This window comes from Runella sp. MFBS21 (genome assembly GCF_029433105.1).
Taxonomy (GTDB): Bacteria; Bacteroidota; Bacteroidia; order Cytophagales; family Spirosomataceae; genus Runella.
Genome location: NZ_JARNTW010000006.1, coordinates 1 through 15,675, shown reverse-complemented (window position 1 = coordinate 15,675; position 15,675 = coordinate 1). Strand labels below are relative to the sequence as shown.

At 41.8% G+C, this 15,675-nt stretch carries 13 protein-coding genes; 8 read left to right on the top strand and 5 right to left on the bottom strand.

Annotated features, from left to right (window positions below):
• Positions 1-10 precede the first annotated feature (10 nt).
• Positions 11-2,500 (bottom strand): T9SS type A sorting domain-containing protein, encoded by a 2,490-nt coding sequence (locus tag P1X15_RS14465; RefSeq protein ID WP_277338841.1) that lies wholly within the window; start codon positions 2,498-2,500, stop codon positions 11-13.
• Positions 2,501-2,643: 143 nt separating this feature from the next.
• On the opposite strand from P1X15_RS14465, the gene P1X15_RS14460 reads away from it, so the two are divergent.
• Both P1X15_RS14460 and P1X15_RS14455 read left to right on the top strand, forming a co-directional pair.
• Positions 2,644-3,354, top strand: a complete 711-nt coding sequence (locus tag P1X15_RS14460; RefSeq protein ID WP_277338840.1) for an ATP-binding cassette domain-containing protein — start codon at positions 2,644-2,646, stop codon at positions 3,352-3,354.
• A gap of 86 nt (positions 3,355-3,440) precedes the next feature.
• Positions 3,441-4,106 carry a hypothetical protein gene (locus P1X15_RS14455; RefSeq protein WP_277338839.1) on the top strand — a complete coding sequence of 222 codons (666 nt, stop codon included), beginning with the start codon at positions 3,441-3,443 and terminating at the stop codon, positions 4,104-4,106.
• A gap of 80 nt (positions 4,107-4,186) precedes the next feature.
• On the opposite strand, the gene P1X15_RS14450 is transcribed toward P1X15_RS14455, so the two are convergent.
• Positions 4,187-5,434, bottom strand: a complete 1,248-nt coding sequence (locus tag P1X15_RS14450; protein WP_277338838.1) for a bifunctional 3,4-dihydroxy-2-butanone-4-phosphate synthase/GTP cyclohydrolase II — start codon at positions 5,432-5,434, stop codon at positions 4,187-4,189.
• Between the two features lie 143 nt (positions 5,435-5,577).
• Between P1X15_RS14450 and P1X15_RS14445 the strand changes: the two genes are divergently transcribed.
• Complete coding sequence (locus P1X15_RS14445) at positions 5,578-7,554, top strand: gliding motility-associated C-terminal domain-containing protein (RefSeq protein ID WP_277338837.1); 1,977 nt, start codon at positions 5,578-5,580, stop codon at positions 7,552-7,554.
• Here the strand turns inward: P1X15_RS14445 and P1X15_RS14440 are convergent.
• A complete protein-coding gene (locus P1X15_RS14440) occupies positions 7,551-8,270 on the bottom strand; it encodes a LytTR family DNA-binding domain-containing protein (RefSeq protein ID WP_277338836.1) in 720 nt (239 codons plus the stop codon). The genes P1X15_RS14445 and P1X15_RS14440 overlap by 4 nt on opposite strands.
• Positions 8,267-9,349, bottom strand: coding sequence for a sensor histidine kinase (locus P1X15_RS14435; protein ID WP_277338835.1), 1,083 nt, complete (start codon positions 9,347-9,349; stop codon positions 8,267-8,269). The genes P1X15_RS14440 and P1X15_RS14435 overlap by 4 nt, the downstream gene beginning before the upstream one ends.
• A gap of 155 nt (positions 9,350-9,504) precedes the next feature.
• Between P1X15_RS14435 and P1X15_RS14430 the strand changes: the two genes are divergently transcribed.
• The 5 genes from P1X15_RS14430 (at position 9,505) to P1X15_RS14410 (ending at position 14,683) form a co-directional block, all read left to right on the top strand.
• Positions 9,505-10,989: a CotH kinase family protein gene (locus P1X15_RS14430; protein ID WP_277338834.1), complete on the top strand. Its 1,485-nt coding sequence runs from the start codon at positions 9,505-9,507 to the stop codon at positions 10,987-10,989.
• Between the two features lie 63 nt (positions 10,990-11,052).
• Positions 11,053-12,540: a CotH kinase family protein gene (locus tag P1X15_RS14425; protein ID WP_277338833.1), complete on the top strand. Its 1,488-nt coding sequence runs from the start codon at positions 11,053-11,055 to the stop codon at positions 12,538-12,540.
• Complete coding sequence (locus P1X15_RS14420) at positions 12,541-13,329, top strand: polyphosphate polymerase domain-containing protein (RefSeq protein ID WP_277338832.1); 789 nt, start codon at positions 12,541-12,543, stop codon at positions 13,327-13,329. It begins immediately after the preceding gene.
• A 3-nt stretch (positions 13,330-13,332) separates the two neighbouring features.
• Positions 13,333-13,995, top strand: a complete 663-nt coding sequence (locus tag P1X15_RS14415; RefSeq protein ID WP_277338831.1) for a DUF4956 domain-containing protein — start codon at positions 13,333-13,335, stop codon at positions 13,993-13,995.
• Positions 13,955-14,683 (top strand): DUF2490 domain-containing protein, encoded by a 729-nt coding sequence (locus tag P1X15_RS14410; protein ID WP_277338830.1) that lies wholly within the window; start codon positions 13,955-13,957, stop codon positions 14,681-14,683. The genes P1X15_RS14415 and P1X15_RS14410 overlap by 41 nt, the downstream gene beginning before the upstream one ends.
• Positions 14,684-14,724: 41 nt before the next feature.
• Here the strand turns inward: P1X15_RS14410 and P1X15_RS14405 are convergent, their stop codons facing one another.
• A complete protein-coding gene (locus tag P1X15_RS14405; RefSeq protein ID WP_277338829.1) occupies positions 14,725-15,504 on the bottom strand; it encodes a type III pantothenate kinase in 780 nt (259 codons plus the stop codon).
• Positions 15,505-15,675: the final 171 nt, after the last annotated feature.

The following is a 15,675-nucleotide window of genomic DNA, read 5'->3' as shown; positions in this document are numbered from 1 at the left end:
ACTCCCGCCTTTACTTTTTTATGATTTTTTTATGAAGCCATTGGTTTTCAATTCTGACGCGAATCAGATAAGTACCTAAAGGGAGATTACGTATATCAATAGTGTCTTCAAAATCAGGTCTCATATCCCATTGCCGTTTTTGAATTAGCCTACCTTGCAAATCCAGCAGTTCCCATTCTTGAGCTTTGGGATGAGAGGTTTTGAGATAAAGCTGATTGGTAGAAGGATTCGGGAACACCGTAAAAATATCTGGTTGGGTTGTATTAATGCTCGTGATGATGACATTGGCTGTGGCACTGCCCGAAACCGTACCCGTACCACAACCATTAGAGACTGATTTTAAGGTATACGTTGTCGGAAAGTCGGGCTTTACTGTGACGATAGCAGGAGACGTACTAGTAGTAGCCGTAGTATTGTCAGACAATACGTACGTCCAAGGGCCATCACCTCCTAGCTGTATAATCAATAAAAACTCTTCGCCAGGTTTGATGGGAAAATTACCGCCGCCGCTAAGTACAGCAGTAGGTGCAAGAGCCAATGAAAAAGGAGCCGACGGAACACTCACAATCGCCGCATTATTTATTGCTATGGTACGTATTTGATACTTCCCGTTTTGTTCGAGCGTTGTAGGGATAGATACCCTAATGGGACTTTGATTGGCCGTACCAATAATGGTTGGGTTGGCAAAAGAGCCATTTTTGTCAGATAATTGCGCCTGAAATACTGTATTGGCTGGGAGTGAGCCGCCAATCGTAAATTTTATGTCTGTTTCTTTACCTGAACAGATGCCGGCGTTCAAGTCTTCTGTCATGATTCGGGGAATCACCGTCACAGTAGCACTACCAGTAGCAGTTCCTTCTCCACAGGCGTTTTTGACCGATGTGATGGTATAAGCCGTGGTTTGAGAGGGAGTCAGGTTTAGGGTCAGAGGAGAGGTAGAAGTGGAACCAGTGCTTCCGTCGGATAAAGTATACGTCCAGGGGCCTTCTCCTAAAAATGTGAGTACCAAAGAGGTGTTTTCTCCAAAATTGATAGTTGTATTGCCACTAATAGAAGCACTAGGACGTACTTTAAGTATAAAGGGTTCGCTGCTTACACTGCTAGCAGGAGCACTGGCAATCACCCGAATACGATACAAACTACCTGCCGGTAATGTAGTGGGTAAAGTAATATTGATAGGACTACTTGAGGCGGTTCCTAATGACAAAGGACTTGCAAAACTGCCCGCGCCATCAGATAGCTGAGCCGTATACGTTACGGCAGTCGAGAAAGTGCCACTAACAGTAAAAGGCAAACTTACCCCTACTCCCGCACAGACACTTCCTAAAGCTAATTCTGCTACACTAATACGGGGAATGACAGTGATAAGAGCATTGCCCGACATGGTACCTATGCCACAGGCATTGCTTATTGAAGTGAGCGTGTAACTAGTAGTGGTAGTGGGCGCTACTCGTACAGTGGTGGGGGTGGTAGTGGTGGTGGCAGCGGTACGGCCACTGATTTGGTAAGTCCAAGGTGCTTCACCTGTAAACGCAAGTGAAAGGTTGGTGGAATCGCCAATTCCGATGGTAGTGGTGCCACTAATGATAGCCGTGGGTAAGGGTTTTATCGTAAAAGCATTAGTGGTATTGGAAGAGGCGGCGGCACTGGCTACTACTCTGATGCGATAGCCCGTTCCAGCGGCGAGGTTGCCCGGCATCACCACACTAATAGGGCTAGCAGCAGCTGTACCTATGGCAATAGGACTGCCAAAACTCCCCGTAGCATTTGACAATTGGGCAGTATATGTCACTTGGGTAGTATCAAAACTACCTATTTGAGTAAACGCTACTGACGAAGAAGCTCCCGCACAAAGGCTTGTAGGAGTAAAACTAGCATTGATGATAGGAAGTACCTTGACTCGTGCACTGCCTGCTACGGTGCCAGCACCGCAGGCATTACTGACAGATTGTAAGGTATAGGTCGTCGAAACAGTGGGCTGTACAGCACCTAGTAGAGGATTGGTAGAAGTAGTGCCAGTGTTGGTATTGGTAAATGTATAAGTCCAAGGGCTACTGCCTGTAAACTGAACAGTGAGGGTGGCACTCCCTCCTCTGATGATAGTGGTGTCGCCTTTGATGGTAGCTGTGGCAGGATGAAGTAGGGTGAAAGATTCGGACGGGACATACGTAACCCCCGCCACATCAGTAATGACCCTAATACGATAATCTCCCACGGGAGTATTGGCGGGAATAGTAACGACAATAGGGCTACTTGTACCAGTGGCAAGTACGGTAGGAGTAGAGAAAGTAAAAGACCCACTAGCGTTGGAAAGCTGAACGGTATATTGGCTATTTCCAGTAACGTTCGAAACCAAAAACGCCACTGACAAGTTAGTACCCGAACAGATACTGGTGGTGGGTACATTGCTGGTCACAATAAAAGGAAACTGCGCAAATAATTTATTTTGAGCTAGTAATAAATTTAAAAATATGAATGTAAAACGATAAAACAATCTCATAAAATATTGTCCGTTAAATGTTATCTGGAGCGAATTAAAAGATAAAAAATTTCAGATAACGTATAATCTACCTCAATCCTACTAGCAAAGATACAAGACCCTAAGTGAGAATTTTGTATTTTCGCCCCAATTCTATAAAAAACATGTCTATCCGTATCCAAAACCTTACGAAAATTTATGGCAGCCAAAAGGCGGTCGATGATATAAGTTTTGATGTAAATCCCGGAGAAATTGTAGGTTTTTTGGGCCCTAATGGTGCGGGTAAGTCTACTACCATGAAAATCACCACTTGCTATTTGTCTGCTACAAGCGGTAAAGTAGAAGTCCATGGTTTTGATGTAGCTCAGCACTCCATGCAAGTACGGCGTAGTATAGGGTATTTGCCAGAACATAATCCTCTCTATACTGATATGTACATCAAAGAGTTTTTGCGTTTTGTGGGAGCTTTGTATGACCTCAAAGGCAGAGAACTTAGCATTCGAGTCAATGAAATGATAGAAATGTGTGGGTTAGAGATAGAGCAACACAAAAAAATTGGGCAGTTATCCAAAGGTTATCGGCAGCGTGTAGGCTTGGCGCAAGCATTGATTCATAATCCACCCGTACTTATTTTAGATGAAGCCACTACTGGCTTAGATCCTAACCAAATCATTGAGATTCGAAATCTTATCAAGACCGTTGGTCAACAAAAAACTGTATTATTTTCGTCACATATTATGCAAGAAGTAGAAGCTATTTGCAATCGTGTTGTGATTATCAACCGAGGTAGAGTGGTGGCCAATCGTATTTTGGAAGATTTACAAAATGAAGGTAAATCCCTCGAAGAAGTTTTCAGAGAGCTAACTACGCAATAGCTTATCTTTGAATTTCGTTTGAAACAAAAGCCTTGTTTCAAACGTATTATACAACGTATCTTTTATTTTTTATTTATAACAAGACCATGAGAAATACCACATTGATGCTAGGGGTTCTTGGGTGGCTTTTTGCATTTTCGGCCTTAGCCCAAAATACAGCTAATCCCGATGCACCTCCGGTAAGGCAGGAAGAAGGACCTATCAAGGTTATGAATGAACCTCCCAAGAAAAAACCCGAGCGTGCTCCTTCAGCTTTAGACAAATTGCGCTTAGGGGGAAGTATCGGCCCTCTTTCGTTTGGAACAGTGACCAGTATTGGCGTATCGCCGGTGGCGGGGTATCAAGTAACAGATCGCTTGGCCTTAGGTGCGGGTATCACTTATCAATACACGAGTATTCGTTATCGTTCGTTTGGGAGTACTGCTGCCTACAAAGAAAGCTACGATAATTACGGAGGGCGAGTATTTGGGATGTTTAATGTATTTGAAAGCATCAACCTAAACGCAGAGTACGAAACCTTAAATGTCCAATACCGCGATTATCTCTCCAATGGGATTGCACGTCGCAAATGGATTAATTCTGCACTGGTGGGAGCTTCCTATTCTACACCCATAGGTGGGCGATTTATTAAAGCATTCAACATTATGCTGCTTTACAATCTGAGCTACAATAGCCTCGTCAATCCTTCTTATCCTTCCGAAAACATTTACCCTACTTCTAGTCCGCTAGTGATTAGAGCGGTATTGTTTTAAAAGGAAGTTGTTTAATAAAAAATGGAAATCGACATTCACCGATTTCCATTTTTTATGGGTATATGAAGAGTTAAAAAAAGCTATTCTTTTACACTCGCAAATTGAGTCAGGCGATGGCCCATTTTATCTCTTTTGGTAAGCAAGTACCCTTCATTATAAGGGTTGGCCAGCATCTCGATGGGGGTTACGTCCACTATTTCGAGACCATATCCCATCAAGCCTACTCTTTTCTTGGGATTATTTGAAATCAGATTGATTTTACTAATTCCCAAATCTCGCAAAATTTGGGCTCCTACACCATAATCACGCTCGTCCATTTTGAAGCCTAGAGCGATATTGGCTTCCACAGTATCAAGACCATTTTCTTGAAGTTTATAAGCCTTCAATTTGTTGATGAGACCGATACCACGCCCTTCTTGATTCATATAAACCACCACTCCCTTGCCCGCCTTTTCGACCATTTGCATAGAAGCATGAAGCTGTGGGCCGCAGTCGCAACGGCACGAACCAAAAATATCGCCAGTAGCACAAGAAGAATGCACTCTTACTAAAATAGGTTCGTCTTTTTCCCAAGTGCCTTTAATAAGAGCTAAGTGTAAATCGTCGGTATTGGTTTGTCTAAACGCAACCATCTCAAAATGCCCCCATTCAGTAGGCATATCTACGGCGATTTCACGCTTAATGAGCGTTTCGGTACGAAGGCGGTACTCAATCAGGTCTTTGATGGATACTAGCTTCATCCCAAACTTGTCTGCCAATACCCTTAGCTCAGGCAAACGAGCCATACTACCGTCTTCATTAAGGATTTCGATTAGCACACCTGCAGGCGCCAATCCCGCCAGCCTAGCAAAATCAATGGCGGCTTCGGTATGGCCTGTACGCCGCAATACCCCACCTGGCATCGAACGAAGCGGAAAAATATGTCCAGGGCGTCCCAGTTCTTCGGGGCGCGTATCAGGATTTACCAAGGCTTGGATAGTTTTGGCACGGTCAGAAGCCGAAATTCCCGTAGTACAGCCATAACCTAACAAATCTACCGAAACCGTAAAAGGAGTTTCGTGACTAGAGGTATTGTTACCGACCATCATTTTAAGACCCAATTCGTCGCAGCGTTCTACTGTAAGAGGAGCACACATCAAACCGCGTCCTTCTTTTACCATAAAATTGACCATCTCTGGAGTAATCTTTTCGGCAGCACATATGAAGTCTCCCTCATTTTCTCGGTCTTCATCATCTACTACAATGATGATTTTTCCTTCCCTAATTTCACGAATCGCATCTTCAATTGAGTCGAGTGGAATGGAATTGGTATTATTATTGCTATCCATGTATCAGATAAGAAATAGAATGTTGAAAATCACGTTTTATGCTTACATACTTGTTAAAGCAAAACCGTACTCAGTGTGTTAGTGAAACAACTTTCGACAAAGATACGTTCTTTGGCGGGAAGGAAAGTAGAAATCGAAAAGCTATGAGGAGATATCTTTTATTTTTGTTTTCATGTATCTGTTTTACAGGTGTTTATGCTCAGCAGTCGACCAACTGGTGTACAAACCCTCCTTCCAATGCAGCTCAGGGAGGCTTCAAGGTCAATGGCGTGAATGGAACAGTCAAGGGGTGTGCTTTCCAAAACAACGGTTTTGAGGTGACGGTTGAAGGAGCAGTGGCAAATGATTCTTATGTTTTTGATTATAAAGGAGGGGATCCTACATTACCTAACGGGGGCCTAACGAATGTAAAAAAATTCAAATATTTTAAGCAAGGTACTTATCAGATTTTACAATTTGCTAGTAATGGTACCGGCTCCATTGCTTGCCAAACAGTGGAGGTTTATTATCCACCTAATTTTACGGTAAGAGCTTGTAGTGGGCGCCAAGTACAAGTGACTATTCCTGACGATAGCACAGCGCAACGGTATGATGAATTTAGGATTGATTGGGGGGATGGTACCACAAACTTGGTATCAAAAAGCAGCAACATGAAATCTCTCCATACTTATTCCTCGGCTAGCAGTACTGCTAGGGTGTTGGTGTCGGGACTGGTAGGAGGTGAGGTGGTAGGAGGCTGTGTCAAACCTTCCGCAGATATAGCTCTCAATACTACACCTCTTTCATCAGTGGCGATTCGTAAAGTAACAGTGCGCGACAATGGCACTGTAGCAATCTTGGTGAGAGGGACCCAAGGCGCTGCTGCCGAAGTAGAAGTAAGCGAAAACAACGGGACTTATCGTAGCTCAGGTCAACTTATGACGACCAATGATACTACTACGGTGATAGTAAGTAACATCAATGCTCTCAACAACGATTATTGCTTTAGACTGTCGGCAAAAGACGGCTGCGAAAATACTTCTACGCAACTCTCTAATGTGGTATGTGCTACCAACCTAGAAGTAACTGCCCAAAATCGACAAAATGAGCTGAAATGGAAGCAATATCCTACGGATCCAAATTTTCTAGGTTATAGAATTGTCCGAAACTCATCCATAGCTCAGGTTATCCCGAGTATTGGTACCACTACCCAAATAGACGCCAATGTAGTATGTGGAGAGCAATATTGCTATCAATTAGTAGTTCAGCTATCGGGAGGTGTGGAGTCGGTATCATCGCTCAAATGCGTCAAAGCGATTTCTAACATCATTCCCTCTGTAGTAAGAACGCCCTCCGTTAGTGTAGACGAGAGTACCCAAAAAATACATGTAATCAGTACATCTCCTACTTCGGGAATTACAAATTCTTATAGGTTAGTTTATCTACGCTCGGATGATGGTAGCAATAATTTTAAAGAAATAGCTACCCAAAGTAACTCATTTTTGTATATCGACAACGAAGCAAATCCTGCAAAACAATCTTATTGTTATAAAATCCAATATGAAAATGCTTGCGGAAATCGCTCAGAACCTACGCCGCCTCTCTGTAGTGTTTATCTCACTTCCAAAACCACCACAACGGTAGATTGGACCTCTCAGTCTCCCTTTGGAGTTCAGGTGAATCAATACGAGTTGGAGATTTTGGACGAACAGGGCGTTTTGGTAGACCAAGTACCTGTAGGCGGAAATTTGAGCTACAATCCTGAAGTTTATAACCCTGATCAACAATTGTTTAGATATCGTATCATTGCTTATCCTCAAGGAGGAGCAGGGGCTAGTTATTCCAACTTCTTTGTGTTTCAACGCGAAGCTACGGTTTTTGTGCCAGATGCGTTTTCTCCAAATGATGATAATATCAACGATAAATTTGCTCCTAAAGGACAATTTTTGGATACATCAAAGCTAATTATTTACAATCGGTGGGGACAGCCTCTTTTTGAAACCAATAACGCTTTTGACGGCTGGGACGGAAAAATCAACGGTCAGCCGGCTTCGGAAGGAACTTATATTTACCGTATCGAAATCAAAGATTCTTTAGGGAAAGCTTTTGTCAAAACAGGTACTGTACTTTTGGCGCGTTAGTTTGGCTTGCGGTATTGCTCCTCAAATTGATTCAAAAACCGACTCCCAATGGGTATTTGCGTCTGTGAAATCTGAATTTTAGATTTCTGAAATGCTGTAATCTTGTCGAGTGCTACAATAAATGATTGATGTACTCTACAAAACTGACCGACGGGGAGTTTGGCTTCTATGGCTTTTAAATTAAGCCGTGTCAAAATAGGCTTAGCTTGTTGTGTAGTATATATTTTGACGTAGTCTTTCATGCCTTCAATGTAAAGGATGGTATCAAAAAACAATTTGATTTGCTTATATTCCGAAAAAACAAAGAAGAAATTCTGCTCCGCTATAGCGGGTGTTACTATATCTTTTTGACGTAGTAGAAACAATTCTTGTGCTTTTTCGCAGGCTTTTAAAAATCGCTCAAATGGGACAGGTTTGAGCAAATAATCAATGATGTTGAGCTCATATCCTTCAAGAGCGTATTGTTGATAGGCCGTAATAAAAATCACCATTGGAGGTTTTTGAAGGTTCTTTAAAAACTGAATACCCGTCAGAGTAGGCATTTGTATATCCAAAAAAATCAAATCAATCATTCCTTCAGAAAGCAGTTCTACCGACGAGAGCGGGTTGGAAAAGGTGGCTGCTAGTTCCAAAAAATCCACTTGACCAATATCGTCTGCGAGCATTTCAAGCGCAAAAGGCTCATCATCTATGGCAATACACTTAAGTTGTGTCATGGTTGTAAAACTAAATGGAGGCTAACTTTAAAAATACCGTTTTCTTGTTTGATTTGTAAATCATGGGTGTCTGGATAATGTAACGCTAATCGTTGTCGTACATTTTGAATTCCAATACCAGACTGTCCTTCGGGCGGGAGATTGTTCTCAAAAATAGGATTTTGAGCCGTAAAAATGAGTTGCTTATTTTGGACGATTATCTTGAAAATGATTTGACTCTTATTGGTGCTGTGTAGGCCATATTTGAAGGCATTTTCTACAAACGGAATAAACAACAACGGCTCAATAATTAACGAGTCGATTTCTCCTTCGTATATCAACAAAACCTCATCTTTGGAGGTGAGCCTTATTTTTTGAAGGTCGATGTAGTGTTCTAAATGATTGATTTCTTTTATTAAAGGGACTTTTTCGGCCTCTGCTTCATAAATCATGTACCGCAATAATTGAGATAATTTTACCACTATTTCTTCAGCTTTATCAGACTTTTGGCGCGTAAGCCAACGTAGATTGTTGAGGGTATTGAACAAAAAATGCGGACTGATTTGAAGTTTTAAAACCGCTAGCTCAGCCGCCACTTTTTCTAGTTGAATCTGTTGTTTTTCTTCTTGTTCGCGTAAGCGGTCGCGGACCAGCGCCAGCATAGAGCTTACCAAAGACACAAAAGAAAAAGATAAGAAAGTAGCGATAATACGGGGAATAGGAATAAAAAAAGAAGGCGGCGGAGGTGGCTGAACTCCACGGAAATGAGTAGGAGGTTTTGGGACAAAACCATGTCCATTAAAGACAAACGAACGCAGTAAGAAATCGGGAACCAAAAGGCAAATAAAAAAACCTACCAAAAAAGCTGCTATAAAAGGTAATGCTTTTTTGGTGGTGAGCAAGGTGGGTGTATATCGTTGGAGATTGAGATAAAAAAATAAAATAAAGAGCCCATTCTCAAATAATTTGATGAATATCATCCTTTTGAAATAAGGCTCTTCCGAAAATTCCGAAAATGGAAAGACCAAGAAGGGCGTGCATATAAACACGCTCCACCCCAATATATGCAACAAAACACTGTATCGCTGGAGATACTTCATTGTTCATGATTTTTTAGAGTGAGACAATATTAGATTATTTTTCTTAACAATTTCTTAACATTGTTCTACACATTCAGCCCCAATTTCTACACTTCCTAAAGTTTGTGCCACGTGTTGCGTTTTGCTCCCGTAATCCCTAACAAACGCAGCATAAAATGAAACTAGCTAAGGTTTTACTAGCAATACTGATAGCCACTTTGTTTTATACGGAGGTGTTTAGTCAACAACATGCTAAAACAACTCGTGTATCAAAACCAAATTATAATTTAGTGTTTCCACAAGGGCGGGTCAACACTATAGAAATAACGCTCCCAAAGGCTGCATGGGACAGTATCAGACTAGATATGAAGAGTAAATTTAAAAGTGAATTTGGTAAAATGAGCCGCCCACCTCGAATGGATTTTGATAGAGAGAGAGCTTCTGGTCCTGCTACGGAACGGGGAGGTCCTCCTATGAATTTTGGTACAGGAGAGCCTCGATACGTGTCTGTTTCGCTGAAATTCAATGGTAAGATTTGGAATAAAGTGGGTTTTCGACTCAAAGGAAATTCGACGCTGATGAGAGCTTGGGGAGAAGGCGTGTACAAACTTCCGTTCAGGTTGGCTTTCGACGAAAAGAAAAAATCAATTCCTTCTCATCAACCTAAAAATTTTGGGGGCTTCAAGGAATTGTCTTTTTCTCCAGCGGTGGGAGATAATTCTTTGATACGAGAAAAAATAACGGCGGATATATTCCGTAAAGCGGGTGTGCCAGCTGCCCAAACGGCATTTTATAAAATCTATATCAACTTTGGAGAAGGTCTACAATATTGTGGTGTATATACTCTTGTAGAAGTGATTGATGATACAATGGTGAAGACGCAGTGGGGAGATTCTGAGGGAAATATTTACAAACCCGAATCTACCTTAGCGCGTTTTAATGCACGCCAATTTGAGAAAAAAAACAATAAAAAGAAGGCAGATTATGGTGATGTTCAGGCTTTTGTCAAAGCTCTCAATGATGATTCACTGCGTTTGAGCAATGCCGCTGAGTGGCGGGCTAATCTTGAAAAGACGTTTGATGTAGCTCATTTTCTAAAATATCTAGCCGTGAACAATTGCATCGTCAATTGGGATTCGTACGGCGGAATGGCGCACAATTATTATCTATATCATTCTCCTACCAGAGGTCTGGTTTGGATTCCGTGGGATCACAACGAAGCGATGTCGGTAAGGGGCGGAAATATGCGTCCTATGGTGGATGCTAGGCAGGGACCTCCTGAAGGTTTTCGTCCGCCCGAGGGATTTGGCTCACCACCTCCTTTTCCTATGGGAAGTAGCGTGTCGTTGGATATAAGAGAAGTCGGTAAACAATGGCCTTTGATTCGTTATTTGGCCGATGACCCTGTTTATTTTTCACAATATATTGCCTATGTCAGAGCATTTAGTGAGAATATTTTTACCACCGAAAACATGAAAAAAATATTTGCAAAAAATCATGCTTTGATTGCCCCTTACGTAAATGGGAAACTGGAAGAGCGGCGTCCTTATTCTTATCTGAGGAGTATTGAAGAATTTAAAAATAGCACAGCCCAACTGAATACCCACGTGATAGAGCGTCAGAAAGCCATTAGAGAATTTCTAGAAAAAGTACAAAAGTAGTCTGCAACGACAATCAAAAATTTTGCGTATAAATTAATAACTTACCTGATACCAAATTTAATTATGAAATGGATTCGTTATGCGGGGCTGACCGTCACGTTGATGTGGATAACTATGGCCTGTAAGGACAAAACGCTAGATAGTGTTAGTAGTGAATCTAATCCTGACTGGACTACCGAGTCTCATAGCAATGGGGTAGACCCAAATTATGCAGTAGTATTTCCGCAAGACAAAGTGAATAGTCTTGAAATCACGCTGACCGCCGCTGATTGGACGGCTATCAAAGCAGACATGCAGACCAAAAGCGGGTCAGCATTTGGAGCAGGAGGAGGTATGAACAATGGGGGGAATCAAGGGGGGGGGCCTCCCGGAGGAAACCCTCCTTCGGGTGGAATACCTGGAGGAAACGGTAATAATGGAGGCAACAATGGTGCCTTAGACCTTATCAATGGAGATCCTATTTATGTAGCAGCTACCATGAAGTTCAATGGGAAGGTATGGAATAAAGTTGGCTTTCGACTCAAAGGGAACTCAAGTCTTTCGTCTACTTGGAGGGCGGGGATTTATAAGTTGCCTTTTCGCCTCAAAATGGATGAATATGAAGACCAATATCCTGAGATAGACAATCAGCGTTTTTATGGTTTTCAGGAGCTGTCGATGTCGCCTGCTTATTCCGACAATTCGCTTATTCGCGAAAAAGTAGTAGCTGATATTTTCAGAATGGGGGGCGTGGCTGCGGCTCAGACTGCCTTCTACAAAATCTACATTGACTTTGGCGAAGGCCTTAAATACTGCGGCGTATATACCATGGTGGAGGTAATTGATGATACAATGGTAAAAAGTCAATTTGGGGAGGATAAGGGTAATATTTATAAACCCGAATCAACATTCCAGACTTTTGTGCAATCTCAATTTGAAAAGAAAAACAACAAAACTACTCCCGACTACAGCGATGTGCAGGCATTTGTGACAGCTCTCAATAGTACCGATAGAACCACCAACCCTACACAGTGGCGTACCAATTTGGAGAAGACTTTTAATGTAGATAATTACCTCAAGTACTTGGCTATCAACAATACCATCGTCAACTGGGATTCGTATGGTGCGATGGCGCACAACTACTATCTCTATAATTCACCCACCAATAAGCTCACTTGGATACCTTGGGATCATAACATGTCCATGACTTCTACTTCGACCAACGGAGGCAATATGGCCGGAGGGGGTGGTGGCAGATCTGCTGTGTCTCTAGCCATGACTGAAGTGGGGACAGGCTGGCCACTCATCCGAAATGTAGCAGCAGATGCCGTGTACTATGCTAAATACAAACAGTATGTCAGGACATTTACAGACAATGTTTTCACTCCTACCAAAATGAACGAGCTTTTTGATAAATATACCACTCTCATTACCCCTTATATAAATGGGGCGGAAAAAGAAGTAGCGCCTTATACCAATCTTACCAATACAGCAGATTTTACAGCTGCGTTGGGTATCTTAAAGCAACACGTGGTGACTCGTAATCAGGATGTTAATAATTTTTTGAAATAAATGGGAGCATTTATCATTCCGCCCACTATAGTCCAAAAGGCAAGTTTGTACGAGCCTATTTCACTAGCAGAAATGGACGGGGTAAAACTTATGAATCGAACCGACGCCAAATTTTTGGTGCCTCTGTCGATGTTGTCTAGTATTCTTGATGACTTAAGACCTCATTATCGCCTATTAGAAATTGAAGGGCAGCGTATGTGCGATTATCAAACGCTTTATTTTGATACACCCGATTTACAGTTTTATCATGAACACCAAGCTGGAAGATTCAATAGATATAAGATTAGACAGCGGAATTATGTACAAACGGATGTGAGTTTTACAGAAGTAAAATTTAAAAACAATAAAGGCCGTACGATCAAAACACGTATTCCTATCAAAAAGGTTACTCCAACGATAGGCGAAGAAACTCAGGCTTTTTTGCGCCGTCAAACTCCTTTCGAGCCAAGCCTTTTGACACCTGTTTTGTGGGTAGATTATACTAGGCTTACCTTGGTGAGCCGTACTACAGCTGAGCGCTTGACACTTGACCTTAATCTATCTTTTCGGAATGATAGTACTCGTAAAAGCTATGAACAGCTAGTGATAGCTGAAGTAAAGCAAGATTCACTTAAGCACTCGATGTTTTTGGATTTGATGAAACGCTATCAGCTTCGCCAAGGCTCGCTAAGCAAATATTGCTTAGGTGTAATTAGCCTCAACGAGGCTGTGAAGCAAAATAGGTTTAAGACAAAATTGAAGTATTTTTTAAAAATGAACGATTGGGCCATTGATAATATAAAACCTTAAATTATGATTTTCTTACAAGAATTGGCAGTAGCCGATACCTTTGAATGGTTTAACAAGCTCCCCGAAAAGTTTTTTGTAAGACTTGCGGTTGATTTGCTCACTGTAACGATTTTGGTGAGGTTGATTTATTATCGTATATATCGCCGAACCGACCTCTTCCTTACATTTTTTGGGTTCAATTTGGTCATTTTTCTGGTGACCTATCTACTCAATAAAGTACAAATGTCGATGGGAGCAGCTTTTGGGTTGTTTGCTGTGTTTTCGATGTTGCGCTATCGTACCGAAGGAATTTCGGCCAAAGACATGACTTACCTGTTTATCTTAATTTCGATTGGGCTTATATCGGCTATCATTAAAGGAAGCTGGGATGAATTGGGCTTGGTAAATGGAATAATCATACTGGCTATTTGGCTCTTAGAAGGTAACTTGCTGATGAAGAGAGAACTAACTAAGAATATCTACTATGATAAAATTGAGTTGGTATTGCCCGAGAAGAAAGCAGAACTGCTCCGTGACCTTCAGGCTAGGACAGGGCTTGACATTCACCGTTTGGAAATCCAAAATATGGATTTTTTGAAAGATTCGGCACTCATTACTATTTTTTACTACCAAACTACCGCCTCCAATGAAAAGAAACTGGAAAAGCCTGTTTTGGAAAATGCCTAATTCCGACGCTCGTTTTATTGCTAATGGCTGGCAAATATCAACTTTGGTTGTGACGCTATGGGTGGCTCCGCAACTAGTTCTTGCCCAAGCCACTGATATTGGGCTGTGGTCGGGAATAGGAGTAGAAAAGAAAATCAATAAATCGCTTTCGGTGAGTCTTAACGCCCAAACTCGTCTGACCGACAACCTCTCGATTTTGAGGGCTTACTTAGGAGAGCTTGGAGTAGGTTATAAATTGGGAAAGCATTGGGAGGTGGCGGGGTATTATCGATATATCGGGCGGCGCAAAAAAAATGCCGATGGCTCAGGATATGAGTATCGTTCCTACAATCGATTTTATGCCGATTTGGCTTATGACCACAAGCTGTGGAAGTTGAAGTTTGACTATCGATTGCGTTATCAAAATCAGTTTCAAGATGATGACCAAGCTGCCGAAAACAATAGCAGCTATGTGAGAAACAAATTTGAATTGTCGTATCCTAACAAAACACGCTTTACCCCTTATATCTCCACTGACTTATTCTACGAAATTGGTGGTAGTTTTGACCAAATGCGAAACAAAGCAGGAGTGGAGATGAAGATTAACAAACATCATAAGCTCGAACTTTCTGGTTTTACCGATTATCGGTTGATAGGAAAGCAAGAAAACCGCTTTTTGATAGGTCTTTCTTATAAAATTAAACTATAGATGTTAGTGTTGTTGGTAAGAATGCGTTGGTTGACGCATTCTTATTTTTTTGCCTCACTTTGAATTTTTTGACCTATAATACGTAAACCATCTAAGGTCAGATTTCGGTTGATTTCCACAAACTCTCCGTGTAAGGTGTCGATAATAGAGGAGAGTCCACCCGTAGCCAAGGCGATACAGTCACCGTCAAGTTCGCGGCGTATACGCGTAATCATCCCTCTCACTAAGCTTTCATACCCAAGCAAAATACCCGCTTGTATGGCATGAGTCGTATTTTTGCCAATGGCAGATTCGGGTAGTTTCAAGGGAACCTCGGGCAATTGGGCGGTATTTGAAAACAAAGCTTTTACGGCGGTTTTAAGGCCTGGAGCGATAGCTACTCCCAAGATTTTTCCCTGACCCGATACGGTAGTGAACGTAAGAGCCGTGCCAAAATCTACCACCACGGCATTGCGGTTATATTTTGTAAAAGCTGCTACTGCGTTGGCAACGAGGTCGCTTCCAATTTCGTGAGGATGTTCAATTTCTACTTTCAAGCCGGGATACACTTCTGGGCCTACGACTACGGGTGCTTTTCCAAATAAGTGTGTAAGCATATTTTTAATAGTAGCGGTAAGGGGAGGAACCACGCTACTCAAAACCGTAATTTCTACTTTGTCAAGGGCTAGATTGGCTTCCAAAAAATGTAGCCGTAGATTGGTCTCATAATGGAAAGAGGGTTCTTCAGTAAGCGAGCGTGTTCTGAAGATATGAGTCCATTTATTGTTTTGCCAAATTCCAAAAACGGTATCCGTATTGCCAACGTCAACGGCTAAGAGCATGATAAGGGCGAAGTTTTAATGAAAAAAATAGAACAAGATTTAAGGGGAGTGTACGCTGAACTGTGTCAGGATTTTAGTTTTGCCTTTTCAGCCTCCGAGGTAATTTTCTCTGTCAGCTTGTAATCTATCGCCAAATTTAATGTACAATTGCGACATGGCCAACCCCCAATT